Origin of the sequence: Comamonas aquatilis (assembly GCF_965139575.1) — a bacterium.
GTDB classification, from domain to species: Bacteria; Pseudomonadota; Gammaproteobacteria; order Burkholderiales; family Burkholderiaceae_C; genus Comamonas; species Comamonas aquatilis.
This window is the reverse complement of the sequence record NZ_CBCSIW010000013.1, coordinates 76,702-99,185: the sequence shown is the minus strand read 5'-3', so window position 1 is coordinate 99,185 and position 22,484 is coordinate 76,702. Positions and strand designations below refer to the sequence as shown.

21 protein-coding genes and 2 tRNA genes are annotated in these 22,484 nt (G+C 60.1%); 9 read left to right on the top strand and 14 right to left on the bottom strand.

Going from position 1 to position 22,484, the window contains the following annotated elements; translation table 11 throughout:
• Positions 1–8 precede the first annotated feature (8 nt).
• The gene (locus ACNAZA_RS15300; RefSeq protein ID WP_415797388.1) at positions 9–869 is read right to left on the bottom strand and encodes a LysR substrate-binding domain-containing protein; all 861 of its coding nucleotides are present in this window, start codon (positions 867–869) and stop codon (positions 9–11) included.
• Positions 870–964: 95 nt separating this feature from the next.
• On the opposite strand from ACNAZA_RS15300, the gene ACNAZA_RS15295 reads away from it, so the two are divergent.
• The 6 genes from ACNAZA_RS15295 to ACNAZA_RS15270 all read left to right on the top strand — a co-directional run bounded on the left by ACNAZA_RS15295 (position 965) and on the right by ACNAZA_RS15270 (position 7,594).
• Entirely contained in the window at positions 965–1,555 is a 591-nt protein-coding gene (locus tag ACNAZA_RS15295) for a cysteine dioxygenase family protein (RefSeq protein ID WP_415797387.1), read from the top strand.
• A 98-nt stretch (positions 1,556–1,653) separates the two neighbouring features.
• Positions 1,654–3,243 carry a rhodanese-like domain-containing protein gene (locus ACNAZA_RS15290; RefSeq protein ID WP_415797385.1) on the top strand — a complete coding sequence of 530 codons (1,590 nt, stop codon included), beginning with the start codon at positions 1,654–1,656 and terminating at the stop codon, positions 3,241–3,243.
• A 69-nt stretch (positions 3,244–3,312) separates the two neighbouring features.
• Entirely contained in the window at positions 3,313–4,266 is a 954-nt protein-coding gene (locus ACNAZA_RS15285; protein ID WP_240467089.1) for a Bug family tripartite tricarboxylate transporter substrate binding protein, read from the top strand.
• A 21-nt stretch (positions 4,267–4,287) separates the two neighbouring features.
• On the top strand, positions 4,288–5,529 hold the full coding sequence (gene metC / locus ACNAZA_RS15280) for a cystathionine beta-lyase (protein WP_415797384.1): 1,242 nt from the start codon (positions 4,288–4,290) through the stop codon (positions 5,527–5,529).
• A gap of 242 nt (positions 5,530–5,771) precedes the next feature.
• Positions 5,772–6,707, top strand: coding sequence for an alpha/beta hydrolase (locus tag ACNAZA_RS15275; protein ID WP_415797410.1), 936 nt, complete (start codon positions 5,772–5,774; stop codon positions 6,705–6,707).
• A gap of 26 nt (positions 6,708–6,733) precedes the next feature.
• Positions 6,734–7,594, top strand: coding sequence for a GNAT family N-acetyltransferase (locus ACNAZA_RS15270; protein ID WP_415797383.1), 861 nt, complete (start codon positions 6,734–6,736; stop codon positions 7,592–7,594).
• Between the two features lie 76 nt (positions 7,595–7,670).
• Here the strand turns inward: ACNAZA_RS15270 and ACNAZA_RS15265 are convergent, their stop codons facing one another.
• From ACNAZA_RS15265 to ACNAZA_RS15240, 6 genes are all read right to left on the bottom strand, one after another.
• Positions 7,671–8,651, bottom strand: a complete 981-nt coding sequence (locus ACNAZA_RS15265) for a bile acid:sodium symporter family protein (RefSeq protein ID WP_415797382.1) — start codon at positions 8,649–8,651, stop codon at positions 7,671–7,673.
• A 121-nt stretch (positions 8,652–8,772) separates the two neighbouring features.
• Positions 8,773–9,087, bottom strand: a complete 315-nt coding sequence (locus ACNAZA_RS15260) for a hypothetical protein (RefSeq protein ID WP_415797381.1) — start codon at positions 9,085–9,087, stop codon at positions 8,773–8,775.
• A gap of 159 nt (positions 9,088–9,246) precedes the next feature.
• Positions 9,247–9,337: transfer RNA gene (locus tag ACNAZA_RS15255), tRNA-Ser, on the bottom strand.
• A gap of 73 nt (positions 9,338–9,410) precedes the next feature.
• A tRNA-Ser gene (locus ACNAZA_RS15250) sits at positions 9,411–9,501 on the bottom strand.
• A gap of 91 nt (positions 9,502–9,592) precedes the next feature.
• On the bottom strand, positions 9,593–10,513 hold the full coding sequence (locus ACNAZA_RS15245; RefSeq protein ID WP_415797380.1) for an SPFH domain-containing protein: 921 nt from the start codon (positions 10,511–10,513) through the stop codon (positions 9,593–9,595).
• Positions 10,514–10,637: 124 nt separating this feature from the next.
• Positions 10,638–11,063, bottom strand: coding sequence for an NfeD family protein (locus ACNAZA_RS15240; protein WP_415797379.1), 426 nt, complete (start codon positions 11,061–11,063; stop codon positions 10,638–10,640).
• A gap of 140 nt (positions 11,064–11,203) precedes the next feature.
• Between ACNAZA_RS15240 and ACNAZA_RS15235 the strand changes: the two genes are divergently transcribed.
• Both ACNAZA_RS15235 and ACNAZA_RS15230 read left to right on the top strand, forming a co-directional pair.
• Positions 11,204–13,774 carry an Orn/Lys/Arg family decarboxylase gene (locus tag ACNAZA_RS15235; protein WP_415797378.1) on the top strand — a complete coding sequence of 857 codons (2,571 nt, stop codon included), beginning with the start codon at positions 11,204–11,206 and terminating at the stop codon, positions 13,772–13,774.
• Positions 13,775–13,939: 165 nt separating this feature from the next.
• On the top strand, positions 13,940–14,353 hold the full coding sequence (locus ACNAZA_RS15230; protein ID WP_415797377.1) for a VanZ family protein: 414 nt from the start codon (positions 13,940–13,942) through the stop codon (positions 14,351–14,353).
• A 137-nt stretch (positions 14,354–14,490) separates the two neighbouring features.
• On the opposite strand, the gene ACNAZA_RS15225 is transcribed toward ACNAZA_RS15230, so the two are convergent.
• The 3 genes from ACNAZA_RS15225 to ACNAZA_RS15215 all read right to left on the bottom strand — a co-directional run bounded on the left by ACNAZA_RS15225 (position 14,491) and on the right by ACNAZA_RS15215 (position 17,859).
• A complete protein-coding gene (locus ACNAZA_RS15225) occupies positions 14,491–15,429 on the bottom strand; it encodes a Bug family tripartite tricarboxylate transporter substrate binding protein (RefSeq protein ID WP_415797409.1) in 939 nt (312 codons plus the stop codon).
• Between the two features lie 245 nt (positions 15,430–15,674).
• Positions 15,675–16,889, bottom strand: coding sequence for a CaiB/BaiF CoA transferase family protein (locus ACNAZA_RS15220; RefSeq protein WP_415797376.1), 1,215 nt, complete (start codon positions 16,887–16,889; stop codon positions 15,675–15,677).
• 25 nt (positions 16,890–16,914) lie between these two features.
• The gene (locus ACNAZA_RS15215) at positions 16,915–17,859 is read right to left on the bottom strand and encodes a hydroxymethylglutaryl-CoA lyase (RefSeq protein WP_415797375.1); all 945 of its coding nucleotides are present in this window, start codon (positions 17,857–17,859) and stop codon (positions 16,915–16,917) included.
• A 141-nt stretch (positions 17,860–18,000) separates the two neighbouring features.
• Here ACNAZA_RS15215 and ACNAZA_RS15210 point away from each other — a divergent pair, with 141 nt between their 5' ends.
• Positions 18,001–18,735 (top strand): IclR family transcriptional regulator, encoded by a 735-nt coding sequence (locus tag ACNAZA_RS15210; RefSeq protein WP_415797374.1) that lies wholly within the window; start codon positions 18,001–18,003, stop codon positions 18,733–18,735.
• A 124-nt stretch (positions 18,736–18,859) separates the two neighbouring features.
• Here the strand turns inward: ACNAZA_RS15210 and ACNAZA_RS15205 are convergent, their stop codons facing one another.
• The 4 genes from ACNAZA_RS15205 to ACNAZA_RS15190 form a co-directional block, all read right to left on the bottom strand.
• On the bottom strand, positions 18,860–19,729 hold the full coding sequence (locus ACNAZA_RS15205) for a DNA ligase (RefSeq protein ID WP_462936556.1): 870 nt from the start codon (positions 19,727–19,729) through the stop codon (positions 18,860–18,862).
• A 197-nt stretch (positions 19,730–19,926) separates the two neighbouring features.
• The gene (locus ACNAZA_RS15200; RefSeq protein ID WP_415797372.1) at positions 19,927–20,445 is read right to left on the bottom strand and encodes a superoxide dismutase family protein; all 519 of its coding nucleotides are present in this window, start codon (positions 20,443–20,445) and stop codon (positions 19,927–19,929) included.
• A gap of 94 nt (positions 20,446–20,539) precedes the next feature.
• Positions 20,540–21,385: a ZIP family metal transporter gene (locus tag ACNAZA_RS15195; RefSeq protein ID WP_415797408.1), complete on the bottom strand. Its 846-nt coding sequence runs from the start codon at positions 21,383–21,385 to the stop codon at positions 20,540–20,542.
• A 204-nt stretch (positions 21,386–21,589) separates the two neighbouring features.
• Entirely contained in the window at positions 21,590–22,177 is a 588-nt protein-coding gene (locus tag ACNAZA_RS15190) for a hypothetical protein (RefSeq protein WP_415797371.1), read from the bottom strand.
• Between the last annotated feature and the right edge of the window lie 307 nt (positions 22,178–22,484).

Below are 22,484 nucleotides of genomic sequence, written 5' to 3'. Positions count from 1 at the left end.
GTGGTGCCTCAAGCGCCTGCCAGTCGCATGCGCGCTTTGAGGTTTTCGAACACTTGGCGTGTGATCGGGTTGACCACATGGCTGCGTATATAGAGCTTGTAGACCAAATCGGGCAGGGGGGGCATGCCGTCGCCACTGCCCAGCACCCGCAGACCAGGGTCCAGCTGCTCTACGCCGCGCGCCGTGATTCCCAGGTCGGCGCGCAGTGCTGCACGTATGCCGACCAGGCTGGTGCAGGTATGGCGTGGAGTCCAGCGGATGTCGGCGGCATCTAGTGCATCACAGGCGAGGCGGCGAAAAATACTGGGCCCACTCGCCAGCACCAGGGGCAAAGGCTTGCTCGGGTCATGCACATAGTTAGCGCCGCACAGCCAGACCGTAGGGCTCGAGCGCAGAGCAAAGCTCTCGAACGTGGTGTCGTCGCGGTTGGAGATCACCATGTCCAGTTCACCCTGCTTTAGCGACTCCATCAAAAACGGGCTGCGTCCCATATGAATGTCGATCTGCATGCCGGGAAATTTCAGTGCCATCTCTTTGAGCACCGGCGGCAGCATGGTGTCTGATACATCGTGGGGTGCGCCAATGCGTACCAGGCCTTCCAGATGCTGATGTCTAAGGTTGCTGAGTGCTTCATCGTGAATAGCCAGCATGCGCTGGGCATAACCGAGTAGGCGCTGGCCATGCTCGGTCAAGCGCTTCTGGCGACCCTGCTTTTCAAAAAGCGTGTGGCCAACTCTTTCCTCCAGCTTTTGCATCTGCTGGGTGATTGCCGATTGCGTGCAGCCCAGCTGCACGGCGGCAGCGGCAAAGCTTTGCTGGCGAGCAATGGTCGCAAGTGTGCGCAACTGGTCTAGATCCAGTGTGTCCATATATAAGTTTGTCTTAAGTATATGGTTGATTTTATGGGATTGTTCGCATTAAAGTCGCTGGCTACATTGGTTGTGATTCAACCAAGGAGCCAGCTTTGACCACGATGACAGAACAACGTTATAGCACTGTACAGACAGCAATTTCGGCAATGAAGAGCGCCATTGGTAGTGACCCTGAAACACGCCAGAGTCTAGACAAAGTTCTGGCTCAGCTAATAGGTTTGGCCGAGCAAAGCCAGCTATGGGGAGCCGAGGACTTTCCGCCACCCGAGGGTGATGAGCATCAGGCGCGCTACCTGATTGCCGAGGATGAGGATCAGAGCTATGCGCTGTATCTGAACGTCATGCGCCCCGGCAAGCGCATCGTGCCGCACAACCACACGACCTGGGCCTGCATTGCAGCCGTGCAAGGCACGGAGCACAACCGGGTTTACGAGCGAACCGACGATGGTTCGGTGCCTGGCAAGGGCACGCTCAGGGAGGTAGATCTGGTCGTCGTGAAGCCAGGTACGGGCATTGCCTTGATGCCGGAGGACATCCACTCCGTGGAAATTCAGGGTGAGCAGGTGATCCGTCATCTGCACATGTATGGCAAGGCCCTGGAGACGCTGAACGGCCGAACCGGCTACGACCTGCAGGCCGGGACATGTCAAACCATGTCGATTGGCGTGCAGACACGGCGCTGACACGCTGCTGATCAGCCAAGCCTGATTCCTCTTTGCTTTGCGGCGCAATTTGATGTGCGCGGGCACAGCTTTGCCTGAAATTTGCCAAATCACCTGTTATGACCCAATTTGTTACCGCTTCCAAACTCAAGTCATGGCTACATGATGGCCAGGAAATCGCCGTGCTTGATGTGCGCGAGCATGGCCAGTACGGCGAGGCGCATCTGTTCTACGGCACACCCCTGCCCTATAGCCGCCTTGAAATCGATGTACCACGCCTGGTACCGAGCAAACAGGTGCGTGTGGTGGTGTATGACAGCGGCGAAGCCGATACGGAAAACGTGGCTTTGCGGGCGGCGCAACGCTTGCAGGCTTTGGGCTACACCGATGTCCATGTGCTGGAAGGCGGTGCCAAGGCCTGGAAGGCCGCAGGCTATGTGCTGTTCGCAGGAGTGAATCTACCTTCCAAAACCTTTGGAGAGTTGGTGGAGCATGCTTATGCCACGCCGCGCATCACGGCCCAGCAGCTGGCGGCCAAGCAGGCGTCGGGCGAGCCCCTGGTGGTGCTTGATGGTCGCCCGGTGTCCGAGTTCCACAAGATGAACCTGCCTGGAGCCTTATGCTGCCCCAATGGCGAGTTGGCCTACCGCATCCGTTCGCTGGTGCCCGATGACAGCACGCCCATCGTCATCAACTGTGCAGGTCGCACGCGCTCCATTCTGGGAGCGCAGACGCTGATCAATCTGGGGATCGCCAACCCCGTCTACGCTCTGGAAAACGGCACCCAGGGCTGGTTTTTGGCCGATCTGACGCTGGAGCATGGCGGTAGCAAGCGCTATGCCGATGATTCAGGCAGTAGCGCACTGAAGTCTCAGGCGCAGCAGCTGGCGCAGCGTTTCGGTGTACCTTTGGTCAATGTCCAGACGGTCAGTCAATGGGCTGCGGACAGCGAACGCAGCCTGTTTCTCTGCGATGTGCGCACGCCTGAGGAATTCGAGGCCGGCAGCCTGCCTGGTGCCCAGCACACACCTGGTGGCCAATTGGTGCAGGCTGGTGATCAATTTGTCGGCGTGCGTGGTGCACGGCTGGTGCTTTTCGATAGCGATGGCGTGCGCGCTGCCGTGATCGCCAGCTGGCTGCGCCAGATGGGGCAGGATGCCTATGTGCTGATTGATGGCGTGCACAGCGGCCTGAAGCTGGCGGTACCCTCGGAACTAAGCAGGCCGCAACTGCCCTTGGTAACGGTTGCCGAGCTGCAGGCGCGTCTTGAGCGCGACGAGGTGATGCTGGTTGATCTACGGGCCAGCATGAAGTACCGCGCTGCCCATATTCCCGGAGCGGTCTGGTCGATTCGCCCACACCTGGCCCAGAACTTGCGAAATGAAAAACGCGCCATTGTGCTGGTGGCCGACGATCCAGCTTTGGCGCAATGGGCATCGCTGGATCTGCCGCAGCCGGCAGCCCTGCTGCAAGGAGGTATGGCTGCATGGGAGCAAGCCGGTTTGCCGGTAATGGGCAGTGCCGACATCCCTGCCGATCGCGATTGCATTGACTACCTGTTCTTTGTGCATGACCGCCATGACGGCAACAAGGATGCCGCCCGCCAGTACCTAGCTTGGGAAACCGGGTTGGTGCAGCAGCTCGATGCGCAGGAGCTGGCGGCATTTCAGCTGCCGACTGCTGAATCTACCCATTCAAGCGCCATCTGAGTGCGCAATCCGCTTCACATCTTCCGGGAGAAAACCATGCTTGCTACTCGTTCTCTGACTGCCGTTCTCATGGGTGTCGTGTTGGTTGCGCAGGGATATGCGCAAACCTTGCCGCAGCGCAATGGCTTTCCCAGCCAGCCTATCCGCTTTGTCTCGCCTTTCCCCCCGGGTGGTGGTAACGACGCCACCACGCGCTGGGTCACCACACGTCTGCCGGAGGTCACTGGACAACCGGCTGTGGTGGAGAACAAGGGAGGGGCGGGTGGCAACATCGGTGCCAAGGCCGTGACCGAGGCCAAGTCCGATGGATACACCTTGTTGACCGGGCAAGTCTCTCTGATGGCCGTCAATCCCACGCTGTACAGCGCGCCAGGCTTTGATCCGCTGAAAAACTTCATTCCTGTCGCTCAGGTCAATGCGGCACCTCTTGCAATCGTGGTTGCCGCAGGATCAACGCTCAAAAGCTTTGCCGATCTGGCGGCCAAGTCCAAGGCTGAACCGGGCAGGGTCACCTATGCCACGCCCGGCAATGGCACCCTGTCGCACTTGGTCGGCGTGGTGTTGGCCAAGGAAAGCAGCGTGACCATGACCCATGTGCCTTACAAGGGGGCCGGCCCGGCCATCAATGACTTGCTAGGCCATCAGGTCGATGTACTGATCACTTCGACCTCATCAGTTGCCGGCATGATTCAAGGCGGCCAGATGCGCGCCCTGGCCGTGACCAGTCCACGTCGGGTAGGTGTTTTCGGCAAGGTGCCTACGTTGGAAGAGCTGGGCTATAAAAACACCACTTTTGAAGACTGGTATGGCTTTTTTGCCCCTGCGGGAACTCCGCCCGAGCGCGTAGCCTATCTGAACGAAGCGATTGTCAAAACGCTGCGAAAGCCCGAGGTCAGCAAGCTGGTCACCGATGGCGGCAGCGAAGTGGTCGCGAGCACCCCTGAGGCCTTTGCTGCTCAACTGAGCAGTGACATCAAGCGCTGGAGCCATGTGGTCAAACTGTCCGGCGCCAAACTGGACTGACCCGAATCTCGGGGCATCATCATGACGAACAAAGATCCACAAGCGTCGACCCCCGGCCTGCGCACGCGCCTGTCTCACATGGGCACCTCTCCCGCCTATGTGGGTGGCAGTGCCGTCAACCCACCCATTGTGCGGGCCAGTACCGTGGTGTTTGAAAGCAGTGCCCAGCAGCGCGAGATGCGTGCCAGGCGTGGGCAGGAGCGCATCTTCAGTTACGGCGCGCGCGGGACGCCGACCAGCTTTGCGCTGGAAGATGCAGTCAGCGAACTGGAAGGTGCCTACCGCACGCGGCTCTTGCCCACCGGGCTGGCCGCCGCAGGCATGGTCTTGCTCAGTTATCTGAAGCCAGGCGATCATGTGCTCATCACCGATAGTGCCTATCAGCCGGTGCGGCATCTGGTCCAGCAGTTTCTGCAGCCCTACGGTATTGAATACAGCTTCTTTGCGGCAGATGGCAACGATGCTCAGGCCAAGATGCGGCCTAACACCCGCATGCTGTATGCCGAGTGCCCGGGCTCGCTGGTCTACGAGATGTGCGATCTACCGGCGCTTGCTGCCATGGCCCATGCACACGGAGCTTTGGTTGCTGTCGACAACACCTGGGGTTCGGGCGTGCAGTACCGGCCGCTGGCGCTGGGCGCGGATATCTCCATCATGGCGGCGACCAAATATCTGTCCGGACATTCGGACGTCATGATGGGTACGGTCGCCACCACGCAAGCTGCCTGGAAGCCATTGGCCGATCACTGCGACGCTTTCGGCATGACGGTCAGTCCCGACGATGCCTGGCTGGTGTTGCGCGGCCTGCGTACCTTGTCGGCGCGGCTGCGCATGCATGAGGAGCATGCTCTGGCCGTGATCCATTGGCTGGAGCAGCAGCCAGCAGTGCAAACGGTGTTTTGCCCGGCTCTGCCCAGCCATCAGGGATATGCTCTGTGGCAGCGTGATTGCGCGGGCACCAATGGCCTGCTCTCCTTTGAGTTGCCGCCTGGTACTCCTACCAGTGTGGTGGATAGCTTTATAGACGGCCTCAAGCTGTTTGGCCTGGGGGCATCCTGGGGAGGCTATGAAAGCCTGGTGACTTCCGCGCAGATGACGCAGGCGCGTAGCGTGACCGACTGGAGCCAGCGAGGCCCGGTGGTGCGGCTGCACATCGGTCTGGAAGATCCGCGGGATTTGATGGCGGATCTGGAGCAGGCGTTCGACGGTGCAGGTTTGGGCAAAGCACTGACCAGCATTCATGCGTCAAGTGTAGGTGTCTGAGTTCGGCTTCAAATTTTGCGATGACGGTTCGCTGCAGGCGATACCGAGGCTGATGCATGAAGGCATAGGCTTGTGCTGATAACTTGCTTATACGGAATGAGGGATGTGGGCGTTCTGGGCAGACCGAGCTGTGGAAGTAGCTGTTCATGGCGGCACAATGCGTGCTTGAGATTTTTTGCCTAGAGGTTTTGAACGTGTCCATTCCGGCAGGTCCTAGCGGCCATGAACAGCTCACCCCTTCCATGCGTGATGTGCTCAGGCGCATGGAAAGGGCGGCGCGTACCCCCATGCATCAACTGGGGGCTGCGGCAGCGAAGGCCGCTTATGAGGCAGGCGCCGGCGTGCTGGAAATTCCCAAACAGGCCTTGGCCCGCGTGGAGGATTTGCAGATTCCGGCGCGCGATGGCGCGCAGTTGCCCGCACGGCTGTATGCATCGCTTGGCAGGGAGGAAACACCGGCAGCAGGTTTGCCGGCGCTGCTTTATCTGCATGGCGGCGGCTTTACGGTGGGTAGTGTGGCCACTCACGATCAGCTATGCCGCCAGCTGGCGCATCTGGCGGGCTGCATGGTGATTTCTCTCGATTACCGCCTGGCACCCGAATTCCAGTTTCCTATCGCCCATAACGATGCCTGGGATGCACTGCAATGGGTGGCCGCGCATGGTGGCGAATGGGGTGTGGACATCCGGCGCATTGCTGTGGGGGGCGATAGCGCAGGTGGCACGCTGGCTGCTGTGTGTGCCATAGAGGCGCGCAATATCGGGCTGGCATTGGCTTTGCAGCTGCTGATCTATCCGGGCACCACGGCTCATCAGGATACGGAGTCCCATCGTCGTTACGCCCATGGCCTGGTGCTCGATGAGCCGGCCATTACCTGGTTTTTCGCCCAATACATTACCAATCCTGCAGATCGCGAGGACTGGCGCTTTGCCCCTTTGCTGGCCGCCGATGTGGACAATGTGGCTCCCGCCTGGATAGGTTTGGCAGAGTGCGACCCGCTGGTGGACGAAGGGGTGGAATATGCGGACAAGCTGCGAATGGCCGGCGTGCCCGTGGAGCTTGAAATCTACAAGGGTGTGACGCATGAGTTTGTCAAAATGGGGCGGGTGATAGCCGAGGCCCGCCAGGCCCATGCCCACATGGCGGCAGCGCTGCGCTCGGCCTTCGGTCTGGCTTGAATTTTTAAAGAAAAAAGATGGCAACTATGCAAAGAGACGATTTCCAGAGTTTTCAACGTATCGAGGTTCGCTGGGCGGAGGTGGATGCGCAGAAGATTGTGTTCAACGCTCACTATCTGATGTACGCCGATGTGGCCATCACCCGCTACTGGCGTCAGTTGGCCATTCCTTATGAGAGCGGTTTCTCGGCCCTGGGCGGAGAGCTATTTGTGAAAAAAGCCACGACCACCTATCACGGATCGGCGACTCTGGGTGATGTGCTGGATGTGGGTATTCGCTGCGTCAAGCAGGGCAATACCTCGCTGGTGTTCGAGGCCGGTATCTTCAGAGGCATGCAGCTGCTCAATTCAGTGGAGCTGGTCTATGTCTTTGCCGATGCCCGGGCGCAAACCCCTAAGCCTGTGCCGCAAGCGCTGCGCGATGTGGTGACCGCCTATGAGGCGGGGCAGGAAGTGGTGAAACTGCAATCGGGTAGCTGGAACGATCTGATGCGTGACGCCGAGCGCTTGCGCCTGGCGGTGTTTGTGCAAGAGCAAGGCGTGCCGCGTGAGATAGAAATCGATGAACTCGATCCTGTGGCACGCCATGTGGTCCTGTTCAACGGCTTGAATCAGCCGGTGGCTACGGGGCGTCTGGTCAGCGATGCGCCGGGCGTGGGTCGCATCGGCCGCATGGCTGTGGATCGCAGCGTGCGTGGTGGCCGTTGGGGGCGTATGGTTCTCGATAGCCTGGTTGAGGCATCGCGTCAGCGCGGGGATAAGGAGGTCGTGTTGCACGCTCAGCGCCACGCCGAAGTCTTTTATCTGCGCGCGGGCTTTTCCATCGTGGGCGAGCCCTATGAGGAAGCTGGCATTCCCCACATCACCATGCGTTTGGCACTGCAATAGCCATGCGCTGCGGTGCCTGGCAGTTCAAAGGCGGCTGCTTTTTCTCCATCAAAAATGGCGCATTACGCGCCATTTTTTATTCCTGGGCGATGCTCTGGGCTCGCTTGGCATAACGCTGAGCCATCACGGCGCAGACCATGAGCTGAATCTGATGAAACAGCATCAGCGGCAGCACCACCGCGCCGACGGCGCTGCTGGCAAACAGCACATTGGCCATGGGAATGCCGCTGACCATGCTTTTCTTGGAGCCGCAAAAGACCAGGGTGATTTCGTCTTCCTTGCTAAAGCCCAGGCGTCTGGCTCCAAACGTGGTGATTGCCAGCACCACGGCCAACAAGATGCAGCAAAGGGCAATCAGACCGAACAGCGCGGGCAGGGGGGTTTGCTTCCACAGGCCGCTGATGACGGCAGCGCTGAAAGCTGAATACACCACGAACAAGATGGAGCCTTGATCCACCAGTTTGATGATGGATGCGCGGCGCGTCAGAAAACCGCCGATCACCGGGCGCAGCAGGTGGCCGACGATGAAGGGCAGCAGCAGTTGCAGAGAAATCTTGCCAATGGCCTGCAAGGCGCCGCCGCTTTCGGCATTCTTGTGCAGCAGCAGGCTCACCAAAATGGGCGTGAAGACAATGCCCAGAAAAGTGGATGCCGAGGCGCTGCATACGGCGGCAGGTACATTGCCGCGCGCAATCGAGGTGAAGGCGATTGCCGACTGCACGGTGGCCGGCAGGGCGCAGAGAAAGAGCACGCCGATATACATCTCGGGCGTTACCAGAGGCTCAAGCACGGGGCGCAGCCCAAGGCCCAGCAGCGGAAACATCACAAAAGTGGCCAGGAAAATCCACAGATGCAGTTTCCAGTGGCCTATGCCCGCCCAGATAGCCTGACGAGACAGCTTGGCGCCGTGCAGAAAGAAAAGCACGCTGACAATGGCTGTGGTGGCGTATTCCATATACGCGGCAAAGTGGCCGGTGGCCGGCAGCAGGCTGGCCAACGCAACGGTTGCCATCAGGGTCAGGGTGAAGTTGTCTGGGAGAAAACGGGGGCGCGACATCGTTTTTGGAAGCTCTGCGAAAAACAAAGCGCCCATTCAATCACAGCTTCTGAAGCTTGATGTCAAAAAACCAGGCCAAGCTGTCCCGCAGGCTCGGCCGCTGCATGCAATGTTGCTTCGATCAGGGGCGGATATGGATTTGCGAGTTGATGATCAGGCCTTGTGGCTGAGGCGCGATATAGACTGGCTGGGGCGGCGCGTAGTAGCCCATGGGCTGCTCCCGGCACTTGCGCTTTTCCTTGTAGCTGCCGTTTTTCCATTTGCGCTCCACTTTGCAGTGACCGTCCCAGAACTCCTGCTTGTAGCTGTGCTTGCGGTGGTGGTGATGACGGTGATGATGGTGACGGTCGTCATCGTCGCGGTCCGCCAGGGCCGACAGAGGAGCGAGCGCGAAGGTCAATGGCAGACACAGTGCCAGAAAATTCGATATCTTCATTGTTCTGCGGGAGGGAATTCAGGAAGTTGAAAGCTTAAAGCCCAATACCCGCTAAAACTGTATCAAAGCTGTTTGAGTCGTCCGTAACTGTGAAGTCAGGGGCTGAAATTGACGGCACAAAACAAAAAAGGTCTTGATTTCTCAAGACCTTTTTATCTGTGGCGGAGCAGGCGGGATTCGAACCCGCGGTGGGCTATTAACCCACACACGCTTTCCAGGCGTGCGACTTAAACCACTCATCCACCGCTCCACATCAACAACTAACGCTTGCTTCCTTTGGAGGGGAAACAAAAAACCAAGCTTTTCAGCTTGGTCTCCAAACCTGGCGGAGCAGGCGGGATTCGAACCCGCGGTGGGCTATTAACCCACACACGCTTTCCAGGCGTGCGACTTAAACCACTCATCCACCGCTCCGTGTGATGAAGCCGCTATTCTAACCAGAAATTTGAGCCTCAAAAGCAAAGTGCTACAAGTTCTTTGCAGCATCTTGCTTGTGGTGGCTTCATCAGGCGCTCTTGCCGACCTGCATCATCTTCATGGCAGAGGTGATCAGGCCCGAGACTTCGGTCATATTGGCCGGCACCACCAGGGTGGTGTTGGAGTCTGCTGCCACCTTGCTATAGGCATGCACGGCGCTTTCTGCCACCTTGAGCTGTACGGCCTGCTCGCCGCCGGGCTGGCGGATGGCCGTGGCGACACGCTCAATGGCGGTGGCCGTGGCTTCGGCCACGGCCTTGATGGATTCGGCCTCACCCATGGCTTTGTTGATCACGGCCTGCTTTTCACCTTCGGAACGGGCGATGAAAGCCTCGCGCTCGCCGGTGGCGATATTGATCTGCTCCTGGCGGCGGCCTTCGGAGGCGGCAATCAGTGCACGTTTCTCACGCTCGGCGGTGATCTGGGCCTGCATGGAGCGCAGGATTTCTGCCGGGGGCGTCAAATCCTTGATCTCGTAGCGCAGCACTTTCACGCCCCAGTTCAGCGCCGCTTCGTCGATGGCGGAAACCACCTGGGCGTTGATCATGTCGCGCTCTTCAAAGGTCTTGTCCAGCTCCAGCTTGCCGATCACGCTGCGCAGCGAAGTCTGCGCCAGTTGCGTCACGGCCATGATGTAGTTGGATGAGCCGTAGCTGGCGCGCATGGGGTCGGTCACCTGAAAGTACAGAATGCCGTCCACCTGCAGCTGGGTGTTGTCGCGTGTGATGCAGACCTGGCTGGGCACATCCAGTGGAATTTCCTTGAGGCTGTGCTTGTAGGCCACACGGTCCACAAAGGGCACGAGAAAATTCAAGCCGGGTGTGAGTGTGCCTGCGTACTTGCCCAAGCGCTCCTTGACCCAGGCGTGCTGCTGGGGCACGACCTTGACGGAGCGCGAGATAAAGATGATGGCAATGATGGCGATAGCAATGGGGATGGCAAATTCCATGGTGTCTCCTGCCCGCGAGGGCATTGGCTAGGGTCGTACAAACAGGCAAGTGTTGCCAGGCGGGTGCTTGCATGCCTTGGTGCAGCATGGTTGCACATGAGAGGGCGAAAGAGCGAGCGAATCGTCAGACTTTGTCCACCAGCAGGCGGTTGCCAATGACTTCGGCAACGCGATGCGGGCCCGGCGTGGGCATGCCGCCGGGGCGCCCGATGACAGTCCAGATGGCGCCACGGTGGCGAACCTGGGCCGTGCCGTCGGAGTTCCATTGCTCCACCATGACGGTTTCGCCCACGTCCATGTTGACATCGCGATTGCTGGAGGCCGGTTGGCGGCTGGGGCTGCGCTTGCGCAGCAGGTGGCAGGCAAAGACGGCGGCTGCGCCCAGTACGGCAGCCACCACGATCTGGGTGGTCAGGGTCTGGCCTGCATAGGCGGTCAAGGCTCCCAGCACGGCACCCAGGGCGAGCATGAGAAGATAGAACGTGCCGGTCAGCAACTCTGCAATCACCAGCAATCCTGCGAGCAACCACCAGAAGGTGGAATATTCCATACCTTGACTCCCTTGCTTTTCGTGTGTTTAGTGCACCACATTCTGGGTTAAAAACACCCGCTTTCAAAGCCGCAATAAGGATATTCCTTACACTTCGCGGCTGTTTCGTTTTTTAGGCCCGGTTGGTACGGAGGCTGTCCATGAAATTTCGCTTTCCCATCGTCATCATCGACGAGGACTATCGTTCCGAGAACACCTCGGGTCTAGGTATTCGCGCCCTCGCTCAAGCCATTGAAGAAGAAGGCTTTGAAGTACTGGGTGTGACCAGTTACGGCGATCTTTCTCAATTTGCCCAGCAACAAAGCCGCGCCAGTGCTTTCATCCTGTCGATTGACGACGAGGAGTTCACTCTGGGTGGCGACAAGGACCCCATCATTCACAGCCTGCGCAGCTTCATCGGTGAAGTGCGTCGCAAGAATGAGGATGTGCCCATCTATATCTACGGCGAGACCAAGACCAGCCGTCACTTGCCCAACGACATCCTGCGCGAGCTGCATGGCTTCATCCACATGTTCGAGGACACTCCCGAATTTGTGGCCAAGCACATCATCCGCGAAGCCAAGGGTTATCTGGAAGGCGTGCAGCCGCCGTTTTTCAAGGCGCTGCTCGATTACGCCGAAGACGGCTCCTACAGCTGGCACTGCCCCGGTCACTCAGGCGGCGTGGCCTTCCTGAAGAGCCCTGTGGGCCAGATGTACCACCAGTTCTACGGTGAGAACATGCTGCGCGCCGACGTCTGCAATGCCGTGGAAGAGCTGGGTCAGCTGCTGGACCACAACGGTGCGATTGGCGAGTCCGAGCGCAATGCCGCCCGCATCTTCAATGCCGATCACTGCTACTTCGTGACCAACGGCACATCGACCTCCAACAAGATCGTCTGGCACCACACCGTGGCCCCGGGCGACGTGGTGGTGGTGGACCGCAACTGCCACAAATCCATCCTGCACTCCATCATCATGACGGGTGCGATTCCGGTGTTTTTGAAGCCTACGCGCAACCACTTCGGCATCATCGGCCCGATTCCACAGAGCGAGTTTTCGATCGAGTCCATCCAGGCAAAGATCGCGGCCAACCCGCTGCTCAAGGGCGTGGATGCCAAGACCGTCAAGCCGCGCGTGCTGACGCTGACGCAGTCCACCTACGACGGCGTGCTCTACAACACCGAAACCATCAAGGGCATGCTTGACGGCTATGTGGCCAATCTGCATTTCGATGAGGCCTGGTTGCCCCATGCAGCTTTCCACCCCTTCTATGGCAGCTATCACGCCATGGGCAAGAAGCGTAAGCGTCCCGTGCACTCGGTGGTGTATGCCACCCAGTCCATCCACAAGCTGCTGGCCGGTATCAGCCAGGCTTCGCATGTGCTGGTGCAGGATTCGCAGACCGAAAAGCTGGACCACCCGCTGTTCAACGAGGCGTATCTGATGCACACCTCGACCAGCCCGCAGTACAGCATCATTGCCAGCTGCGACGTGGCGGCAGCCATGATGGAGCCGCCCGGCGGCACGGCGCTGGTGGAAGAGTCGATTCTGGAAGCGTTGGATTTCCGCCGTGCCATGCGCAAGGTGGAGGAAGAATTTGGCGACGACGACTGGTGGTTCGAAGTCTGGGGCCCCGAAGCGCTGGCCGAAGAAGGCGTGGGCCGGGCTCAGGACTGGATCATCCGGGGTACGGATGAATCGACCAAGACCCGTGCCAAGAAGAGCGGCAAGGAGTTCGACAACTGGCACGGCTTTGGCGATCTGGCCGACGGCTTCAACATGCTGGACCCCATCAAGTCCACCATCGTCACGCCCGGTCTGGATCTGGATGGCGACTTTGACGACACCGGCATTCCCGCCTCCATCGTCACCAAATACCTGGCCGAGCACGGCGTGGTGGTTGAAAAGACGGGTCTGTACTCGTTCTTCATCATGTTCACCATCGGCATCACCAAGGGCCGCTGGAACACCATGCTGACGGCGCTGCAGCAGTTCAAGGACGACTACGACCGCAATCAGCCGTTGGCCCGCATCCTGCCCGAGTTCATTCAGCAGCACCGTCGCTACGAGCGCATGGGTTTGAAGGACCTTTGCCAGCACGTGCACGAGTTGTATGCCAAGTACGACATTGCGCGCCTGACGACCGAGATGTATTTGTCGGATCTCAATCCCGCCATGAAGCCCTCGGATGCCTACGCCCATATTGCCCAGCGCAAGACCGAGCGCGTGGAGATCGACAACTTGGTCGGTCGCACCACCGTGGGTCTGGTCACGCCTTACCCACCCGGCATTCCATTGCTGATCCCCGGCGAAGTCTTCAACAAGAAGATCGTGGATTACCTGCTGTTCGCGCGCGAATTTGCCAAGCTGGCTCCAGGCTTTGAGACCGATATCCACGGCCTGGTGGAGCTGGAAGACCAGCACGGAGAAATCCGCTACTACGCCGACTGCGTGGCCGAAAGCAAGCCTGTGGCTCAGAAGAAGCTGCCGGCTGCGAAAAAGCCTGCCGCCAAGAAAGTGGCGGTAAAGCCTGTTGCCAAAACTGTGTCTGCCAAAGTGTCGGCTGACAAGGCCTCCGCGGTTAAGGCTTCTGTTGCCAAGACTGCGGCCGCCAAGCCCGCTGCCAAGAAGCCGGCTGCATCGGCGACCAAGGCTGTGGCCAAGAGCCCTGCAGCCAAGCCAGCCGCTGCTGCAAAAAAGGTCAGTAAAAAGAGCGTTAAGGCAGAGTAAGAAGCAGGGCCAGTCCCTGTGATAATTCGCCATGCGCACTCAGCCCGAAGTCTTAAAGCTTCGGGCTTTTTCACATCTGGCTGCTCTGTGTGGGCGGCGCTTTCATACCCTGTCATGACGCACTGCGAACATTCAAATGCCAGCGGCTCGAGAGCATGGCAATTCATGGCCGTTGCCAGCCTTTTGTGGATGGTCTTCATGCTCTGGGGCTGTCTCAATGAGTCAGGGACCAGTGGCGGACTGGTGCTGCGCCTGTTGCCTTTTCTGGCGGACTTTGCCTATACCGACAAGCTGGTGCATGGTGGCCTGCATGCGGTGTTGGCAACGCTGCTGTGGTGGAGTCAGTTTCTGCGCTTGCGCGCTATGCATAAGTTCGGCTGCGGGCGAGATGCGCTCAAGATCATGGTTTTTTGTGCCTGCTTTGGCGCCTTGATCGAAGGCTTGCAATGGGCGTTTACGGCCACGCGTAGCGCTGAATGGATTGATGCCTTGGCCAATGCGACCGGTGCCGGCTTGACTGTGGGGTTCTGGCAGGCGGCAATGTCATGCGTGCAAAGCAAGACAAAAACCAAGGCGTGAAGTCAAAAAATTGATTGAGGTTTTCTGTAAAAGCCAGCAGCTGGCGCATGTAAATAATGGATTTCAAGGTCTTTGATGCTTGAAATCCATTGCTGTTTGACGCTGCTAGCTATGGATTGATGAGTCAGGCCAGAGCATTACTCCAGCTGAATCCTGGCGTCGCGAATCAGCGTGGCCCAGCTGCTTTGTTCTTTTTGCAGATAGTTCAGCGCATCCTGCATGCTGCCGCCCATGGGCGTGCTGCCTTCTTCCTGCAGTTGCTTGAGCACGGCAGGATCCTGCAAGGCCTTGTTGACGGCCGCATTGAGCTTTTTGGCAATCTCGGCATTCGTACCCTTGGGAGCGACGATCAGCTTCCAGTCCACGGCTTCAAAGCCGGGAAAGCCGGATTCGGCTACGGTGGGTACCTCAGGCAGTATGGACAGACGCTTGGCCGAGCTGACGGCCAGCGCGTGCAGGCGCTTGCCCTTGAGCAAAGGGTAGACCGCCTGCGGCGTGCCGAACATGTAATGCGTCTGCTTTCCCAGCAAGTCCGTCACGGCCGGCGCTGCGCCCTTGTAGGGAATATTGAGCACCTTGATGCCGGCCTTGAAGGACAGCATTTCGCCCGCCAGATGGCCCACGGTGCCGGTGGAAGCCAGACCTTGTTTGATGTTGCCGGGGTCCGCCTTGGCGGCCTTGATCAGATCTTGTATGGATTTCCATGGCGAATCGGTGGGCACCACCAGCACCACGGGCTGTGCCGCCACCAGGGCTACGGGCAGCAGATCCGTCTTGGGATTGAAGGGCATGCTGGGCAGCAGGGCGGGGTTGATGGCCAGATTGGCCGTCTGGCCCATGCCGAAGGTATGGCCGTCGGGTGCTGCCTTGGCCACCGCGTCCAGGCCAATATTGCCGCCGGCACCGGGCTTGTTGTCCACCACCAGCGTCCAGTGGTTGGCTGTGCCTACGCGCTCGCTGATCAGGCGGGCCACCGCATCGGTGCCGCCGCCCGGGGTGTAGGGCACGACCATGCGGATCGTCTTGACGGGCCATGGAGCACTCTGGGCCAGTGCAGAACCGGCGGCAATAGCCATCAAGGTGGCTGCAACCAGTGCTTTTCGGCGGCTGATGCCAGGTGTTATGAGGTGAGAAGAGGCGTTGCGCTTCATGGTCTTGTCTCCTGAGATCTAGAAATTTTGGGTAATAGCCATCCCTTCAGGCACGGCAAGCGTCCTGTTCAAGGGTTGGGTTGGGGGAGCGCGATGGGCTCGCGCGGTTTTCAGTGACGCGGGTGCTTCAGCTGTGGTGGCATCACCCGCTTTTCACTGACGGGGTTTGCTCAGGCGGCCTGGCCTTGTGCCAGTTCCTGCGCCTGTTCCTGGCTATAGCCCAGGGCAGTCAGAATCTCCAGGCTGTGCTCGCCCAGCTTGGGTGGCGACAGGCGCACTTCCAGGTGCTTGCCGTCCAGGGTCAGCGGCAGCAACACGGTTTTACTGTCGCGGCCATCGGGCAAGGTGATGGGTGCCAGTGCACCCGTGGCATTCAGATGCGGGTCGTCCAGCAGATCATGGGGCCGCACAATGGGCGCAAACGGCAGGCCTTTTTCCTCGAATACCTGGGCGATATGTGCGGCGCTGTAGGCCGCCATTTTTTCGCGCAGCAGCGGCATCAGCCAGTCGCGGGCCTGGACGCGGTCGTTGTTGCTGTTCAGGCGCGGGTCGCTGTGCAGCTCGCCCAGGTCAAAGGCATTGCAGAATTCGCGCCAGGCACCGTCGCTGACCACGGCCAGAAAGATCTGCTCGCCGTCCTTGACTTCGAACACGTCGTAGATAGCCCAGGCCGAGATGCGCGCCGGCATGGGGGCGGCGGGCTTGCCGGTGACGGCGTACTGCATCATGTGCTGGGCAATCAGGAACACATTGTTCTCGAACAAGGCGCTTTGCACTTCCTGGCCCAGGCCGGTTTTCTCGCGCTGGGCCAGCGCCGCCATGGCACCCATGGCGCCGAACATGCCGCCCATGATGTCGTTGACGCTGGTGCCCGCGCGCAGCGGATCGCCGGGGCGTCCCGTCATATAGGCCAGGCCGCCCATCATCTGCACCACTTCATCGAGTGCCGTGCGGTGCTCGTAAGGGCCTGGCAGAAAGCCCTTGTGGCTCACGTAGATCAGGCGAGGGAACTGCTGCTTGAGGCTTTCATAGTCCAGGCCCAGCTTTTTCATGGTGCCGGGCTTGAAGTTTTCGGTGACTACATCGGCCGTGGCAATCAGCTTGAGGGCGGCTTCCTTGCCTTCGGGGGTCTGCAAATCCAGGGTCAGGCTTTTCTTGTTGCGATTGAACAGTGGGAAGAAGCCCGAGCCCGAGCCCAGCAGCTTGCGTGTGGCATCGCCCGAGCGGCCGTGGCCGACGGGCTCGACCTTGATGACTTCGGCTCCCAGGTCGGCCAGCATCAGGCCGCAGCTGGGTCCCATGACCATATGGGTGAATTCGACCACGCGAATGCCTGAATAGGGCAGGGTTGTGGCAGAGCTGGGGGATTGCTTGGAAGAGTGCATGTGAATCTCGTTTGTTGTTTTCGGGTCAGTGCGTGAAATACGGATGCGGCACAAACCCTTTGGGTAGGCCTGCAGGTGGCAGCATGCCGTAGAGAGCTTCGCCCGGCAGGCCAGCGGCCAGCGCATTTCGTGCAGCAAGCAATCGCTCAATATCAATGCCGGTGCGCAGACCCATGGCTTCAAACATGAAGACCAGATCCTCGGTCACCACATTGCCCGAAGCGCCGGGCGCATAGGGGCAGCCGCCCAAACCAGCCTGCGACGAATCGAAGGTGCGCACGCCCGCTTCGTAAGCGGCCAGGCAATTGGCCAGACCCAGACCGCGCGTGTTGTGCATGTGCGCGGCGCCGGCCTTGTCGCCCAGCTCGCTGCGCAAGCGGGTGAACAAGCGCTTGACATGGGCCGGGTTGGCCATGCCTGTGGTGTCCGACAGGCCAGATTCATTGGCGCCCGCTGCGACGCAGGCAACGGCCAGCGCAATCACGTCGTCCTCGGGTACCAGGCCTTGCAGCGTGCAACCAAAGGCGGTGGAGATGCCGGCTTCGATATTTACCTGCGGTGCGATTGCATCGCGCAGCGCCGCAATGGAGCGCACTTCTTCGACCATCTGCTGCGGCGTCTTGCGCACATTGGCCATGGAGTGGGCCGGGCTGGCCGATACGGGCAGGGTGATCTTGTGCGCGCCGGCGCGCATGGCTGCTTCGGCCCCTTTGAGGTTGGGCACCAGCGCCATGATGGTAACGCCGCTGTGCCCGATGGCATGGGCGACGACCTCTGCGGCATCGGCCATTTGCGGCAAGAGCTTGGGCGAGACAAAGGAGCCGACTTCGATCTCCTGCAGCCCTGCGGCAACCAGAGCATCTATCCATGCGCATTTATGGGCCGTACTCATGGTGGCGGAGACCGATTGCAGACCGTCGCGCGGGCCGACTTCGCTGATCAAGACGTCGAAACGGGGTTGAGATGACATGGGGTGCCTGACCTGAAATCAATGCTTGCTTTGCAGCAGCGGTAATGTTGTAATGAGTTCTATCTAATAGAACTAAGTTCTCTCTGTTGAAATATTGCCTTGCGTCTTGATCTCCTGTCAAGCGGCAGGGCCGGAGTTTGCATGCCGCGTAAATCCCAAACGGAATCTCTTGCCGACGAAAATGCCGCGCCGGGTGGTGTGGCGGCGGTCGACCGCGCCTTGAGCTTGCTGGCGGCTTTTGGCGCCGGCGATGACGGCTTGAGTCTGGCCCAGCTGGCCGAACGCACGCGCTTGTACAAGAGCACGGTGTTGCGTCTGCTGGCGTCGCTGGAGCACGGCGGCTGGATCTCCAGGCTGGACGATGGCCGCTACGCCGTGGGGCCGGCTGTGGCGCGGCTGCACATGGTGTATGCGCAGAACTTCTCGCTGGACAGCGTGGTCATGCCGGTGCTCAAAGCCCTGGTGCAGGCCACGGGCGAGAGTGCGGCCTATCACGTGCGCCAAGGCAAGGAGAGGCTGTGCCTGTACCGCGTTGATTCCCCCCACCCCGTGCGCGACCACGCGCGGGCGGGCGATTTGTTACCGTTGGGCAAAGGCGCTGGCGGTCGGGTGCTGGTGGCTTTTGACCCGGAACTGGGCGACTGGCTCAAGAAGGAACGAGCCCACTACGCGCGGGTGCGCGCCGACGGCTACGAGGCCCTGGTGGGCGACCGCCATAGCGAGATTGCCGGGATTTCCGCCCCGGTGTTTCGCCGTGATGGCGATCTGGCGGCCGCGCTGACGCTGACCATGCCGGTGCACCGCTATGACGAGCGCTATGTGAAAAACGTGCTGGCGGCGGCGCGGGAGCTGGGTGCGCTGCTGCCCTCGTCTTAAGTCGCGAGTACGGTATTCAAAAATCGGTGATTTGAATGAAAACTGCCTGAAGCGCTTTAAGAGAAAGCGCAGATTGCTATGAAATTCGAGAATCTCTTTGGCGCAGCAAGGCTTGTGCCCGGTCTTATTGCGGGGGCTGAAAATCGAGTTCATCGCGCACCCGTATGAAGCGGGCAAAGCGCGGCAGGCCGGTTTTTTCGTGCAGACCCTGGTAGCGGTAGGTGACCCAGCTGCCCAGGGCTGGCGGCTGCTGGCGCTGCGCCGCATCAAGACCGGAACCCAGGGCAAACTGCCTGCCGTCAGCGGTTTGCACCACCAGCGCACCCGTCATGCCCTGCCATTGGCCGCGCCCGCTTTTGTAGCCAATCACGCGGGCTTCGGCGTCTTCATAAGGCTTGAGCTTGAGCAGGTCGTCGCTGCGCCCGCTGCGATAGGCCGCGCTGCCCTTGTGCAACATCAGCCCTTCGCCGCCGGCCTTGACGGTTTTGCGAAGCAGGGCCTGCAGCTGTGCTTCGCTGCTCAGTTTTTGCTGCTCCACTTTGCGTACCCATGGCTGCTTAATGGCGGCAATCGCCTGGGTCAGCAGGGGAAGGCGTTCATCGAAGCTGCCTGGGGCGGTGGGCAGATCAAACACCATGAATTGCATGCGCCGCCAGGCCGCGTCATTGGGCGTGGCCTGTGCCGTGGTGGCCTGCGCATGGGCGAACTGGCCGTGCCCGGCCCAAAGCTCGCCGTCCAGGGGCGTGGCGGGCCAATCTTGGGTAAACCAGGGCGGTGCCGCAATCACACGGCCGCCACGGCTGATGAGCTGATGACCGTTCCAGTAGCCGCGCACGCCATCGAGCTTTTCACTGACCCAGTAGTCTTGCAGCGGCATGCCGCTGCGCCAAACCTGGGCCAGCATCAGCGGCGGGGCGGTGTTTTGCGCAAACGCCGGGATGCAGAGCGCAGCGGCTAGCAGCAGGCACAAGCAATGACGCAAGCAGCGAAGCATGAGATGCATGGCAAGCTCCGGGAAAGGCTAGACGCTGATGCTAATAAAGGGCTGGTGTTCTGTCGATGTGATATGAATTTAATAGCGTTCAGCGCTTGCTTGATAAGCGCTTCAGACCAAAAAATATGAAAAAACCGCTGCACTGGGCAGCGGCCGTGGTTTGGCGGCAGATTGACCGCCCGTCCTATCTGTGGCGATCAGTTGCGCGTGATGACGGCACAGCCAATGCGCGCACCGGAGTTGCCCGTGGGTTGGGTCACGAAGTCGTCAGCCTGGGCATGGACGATGACCGCGCGCCCGATGATATTGCCCTGGCCTTCCAACAGGCTGATGTCTGGCGACTCCACGTTCACGGTGGTCACTCCGTTGGCATCGGCCATCAAGCTGGGCAGATCGCCCATATGGTGCTGCGGGCTATCGTATTTGCCATGGTTGTTGCCCAGCGGGTTGAAGTGGCCGCCGGCGGCATTGCCGTTTTCCGCGCAATCGCCTTTTTCGTGAATGTGAAAGCCGTGCTCGGAATTGGGCTTGAGGCCGTGGATCACGGCGCTGACCATCACTTTCTGCTCGCTCTGGGTGAATTTCACATCGCCGCGAACCTTGCTGCCGGAGATGGCCTGCAGCTTGGCAATGGCCTGGGGCGGCTTGGGCTGGGGCGTACCGCAGGCTACCAGTGCGGCGCTGGCAAGACCTAGAAGCAAGAAACGGTAGGGCATGGTCATCCTCTTTCTCTGGTTAGGAATGGCTTTTCTCCGTGCACCATAGCGGCTGTGCGGCCGGTCGCTTGTAAGGAGATGGCGGTCTTGGGCTTCAGCCCAGGGCGGTGTCCAGCACCATCATCAGTACAAAGCCTAGCATCAGGCCGCCGGTGGCCCAGGTCTCATGGCCCTGGCGATGCGACTCGGGAATGATTTCATGGCTGATGACGAACAGCATGGCACCGGCCGCAAAGCCCAGGCCCCAGGGCAGCAAGTGGGCCGAGCCGCTGACAATGCTGGCGCCCAGCACGGCGCCAATGGGCTCGATCAAACCACTGGCCATGCCAAGGAGCACGGCAAACCGGCGACTGTAGCCCGCAGCCAGCAAGGCCACGGCCACGACCAGGCCCTCGGGCACATCCTGTATGGCAATGCCAGTGGCCAGCGCATTGGCGCGCAGACCATCGTTGCCTGCATAGCCCACGCCAATGGCCAGGCCTTCGGGTAGGTTGTGCAAAGCGATGGCAAACACGAAAAGCCAGGTGCGTTGCAGCTTGTGGGCCATGGCTACATCCAGGCCTTCGCGGCCCTTGATGAAGTGTTCGTGCGGCAGCAACCTGTCCATCAGCATCAGGGCTGCTGCGCCCAGCAAGATGGCGCTGCCTATGACGCCGCCAGCCGCCCAGCCGCTGCCGCCAAACAAGGCTTGCTCGCGCGCTGAGGCCAGGCCGGGCAGGATCAGGGAGAAAGCACAGGCGGCCAGCATGACGCCGGCGCCAAAGCCAAAGAGGCTGTCCTGGGTTCTGGCCGACATGCGCTGGGACAGCATCACCGGCACCGTGCCCAGTGCCGTGGCCAGCGCCGCTGCCGAGCCGCCCGCCAGCGCTTGCAGCAGCACCGGATGATTCTGGGCGTAGCCCCAGAACTGGCGGCACAGCGCCCATGCGCCCAGCATCATGATGGCTAGGCCTATCCACAATCGAATGCTGGCCTTCAGGCTGGGAGGGCGGGCTGAAGCACAGCGGCCTGCAGGGGCGGCGCTCTCGCCGGGGTTCACCGCCGGATCTTGGGCCGTGTTGTCCGAGGAGTATTCAGCAGAGGAGGCAGAGTTCATGGGCGGGCGATCTCAGGGTAGGCAAGCAGGGCCGCTTTGGGGCGCAGGTCAGTGGAGCGAAATCGGTGCGAAATCGGTGAATTCGACGTTTGATCTGCTTGACTCCTTGCGCAGTGCATCGCAGTCTCGGCTGTTGCGGGCCGTGCAGCGGCAAACTGCGGCATCGCTTTCGCGCACCGAGGCTTGCAATGCCGCATCCACCTCCGCCGAGTGGCCGTGCTGGCGCTGCCAGTGAAGCAGGGCGACATGGGTGTCGCGCAGATGGCGCCACAGGGCTTGCTGCACCGCGATGCAAGGAGAGTCCGGCTGTATCAGGCTGAGCAAGCCCATATGGGCATCGCACAGATAGTTGGCGGCCAGTGCCAGCTGCTGGCGCTTAGTCAGCAAGTGGGCGATATGGTGGTGGCTGGCCACCCAGGCATCCAGGCAGCGGTCGGGGTGGGTTTGCAATATGGGGCAGCACAGCAGGCGACGTATCAGCTGCAAGGCCTGCGATTGAATCAGCAGCGCGTACTCGATCTTGTCGGCGATCGCCAACTGCCTGGCGCGTTGCGCCAGATATTCCCAAGCGCGCAGGCTGGCCGATTCCTGAGGCATGGGCGAGAGGGAGTCTGTAATTGCAGGTGCTGTTTGCATCTCAAGCTTCTTTCAGATGGATAGGCAGTGGTGAAAACAATCCATTCATTAATGAGAATTATTCTCATTTAATATTAACCACGCAAGTCGCCATGGCATGTGCGTGAGCAGGGGGGCGAATGCCTGTGTCGCCGTCTTTGATGCCTGGCCGGCTCGTGGCGAGCTGAAATACGCCTGAGGCCGTGCAAATAAAAACAGCCCCGCAGGCTTTGCAAGCTGCGGGGCTGTGGGGGCCGGGGCTGCCGGAATGGACCGGTGGCGCTTGGCCTTGGGGCTGGGTCGCCAGAGGGCGATGACCCGTTTGATG

Excerpts from the sequence above, each read along its gene's own strand:
- ACNAZA_RS15300 (WP_415797388.1), bottom strand. The coding sequence starts at position 869 with ATGGACACACTGGATCTAGACCAGTTGCGCACACTTGCGACCATTGCT.
- ACNAZA_RS15290 (WP_415797385.1), top strand. The coding sequence starts at position 1,654 with ATGACCCAATTTGTTACCGCTTCCAAACTCAAGTCATGGCTACATGAT.
- ACNAZA_RS15285 (WP_240467089.1), top strand. The coding sequence starts at position 3,313 with ATGGGTGTCGTGTTGGTTGCGCAGGGATATGCGCAAACCTTGCCGCAG.
- metC (WP_415797384.1), top strand. The coding sequence starts at position 4,288 with ATGACGAACAAAGATCCACAAGCGTCGACCCCCGGCCTGCGCACGCGC.
- ACNAZA_RS15275 (WP_415797410.1), top strand. The coding sequence starts at position 5,772 with ATGCGTGATGTGCTCAGGCGCATGGAAAGGGCGGCGCGTACCCCCATG.
- ACNAZA_RS15270 (WP_415797383.1), top strand. The coding sequence starts at position 6,734 with ATGCAAAGAGACGATTTCCAGAGTTTTCAACGTATCGAGGTTCGCTGG.
- ACNAZA_RS15265 (WP_415797382.1), bottom strand. The coding sequence starts at position 8,651 with ATGTCGCGCCCCCGTTTTCTCCCAGACAACTTCACCCTGACCCTGATG.
- ACNAZA_RS15260 (WP_415797381.1), bottom strand. The coding sequence starts at position 9,087 with ATGAAGATATCGAATTTTCTGGCACTGTGTCTGCCATTGACCTTCGCG.
- ACNAZA_RS15245 (WP_415797380.1), bottom strand. The coding sequence starts at position 10,513 with ATGGAATTTGCCATCCCCATTGCTATCGCCATCATTGCCATCATCTTT.
- ACNAZA_RS15240 (WP_415797379.1), bottom strand. The coding sequence starts at position 11,063 with ATGGAATATTCCACCTTCTGGTGGTTGCTCGCAGGATTGCTGGTGATT.
- ACNAZA_RS15235 (WP_415797378.1), top strand. The coding sequence starts at position 11,204 with ATGAAATTTCGCTTTCCCATCGTCATCATCGACGAGGACTATCGTTCC.
- ACNAZA_RS15230 (WP_415797377.1), top strand. The coding sequence starts at position 13,940 with ATGGCCGTTGCCAGCCTTTTGTGGATGGTCTTCATGCTCTGGGGCTGT.
- ACNAZA_RS15225 (WP_415797409.1), bottom strand. The coding sequence starts at position 15,429 with ATGGCTATTGCCGCCGGTTCTGCACTGGCCCAGAGTGCTCCATGGCCC.
- ACNAZA_RS15220 (WP_415797376.1), bottom strand. The coding sequence starts at position 16,889 with ATGCACTCTTCCAAGCAATCCCCCAGCTCTGCCACAACCCTGCCCTAT.
- ACNAZA_RS15215 (WP_415797375.1), bottom strand. The coding sequence starts at position 17,859 with ATGTCATCTCAACCCCGTTTCGACGTCTTGATCAGCGAAGTCGGCCCG.
- ACNAZA_RS15210 (WP_415797374.1), top strand. The coding sequence starts at position 18,001 with ATGCCGCGTAAATCCCAAACGGAATCTCTTGCCGACGAAAATGCCGCG.
- ACNAZA_RS15205 (WP_462936556.1), bottom strand. The coding sequence starts at position 19,729 with ATGCTTCGCTGCTTGCGTCATTGCTTGTGCCTGCTGCTAGCCGCTGCG.
- ACNAZA_RS15200 (WP_415797372.1), bottom strand. The coding sequence starts at position 20,445 with ATGCCCTACCGTTTCTTGCTTCTAGGTCTTGCCAGCGCCGCACTGGTA.
- ACNAZA_RS15195 (WP_415797408.1), bottom strand. The coding sequence starts at position 21,385 with ATGATGCTGGGCGCATGGGCGCTGTGCCGCCAGTTCTGGGGCTACGCC.
- ACNAZA_RS15190 (WP_415797371.1), bottom strand. The coding sequence starts at position 22,177 with ATGCAAACAGCACCTGCAATTACAGACTCCCTCTCGCCCATGCCTCAG.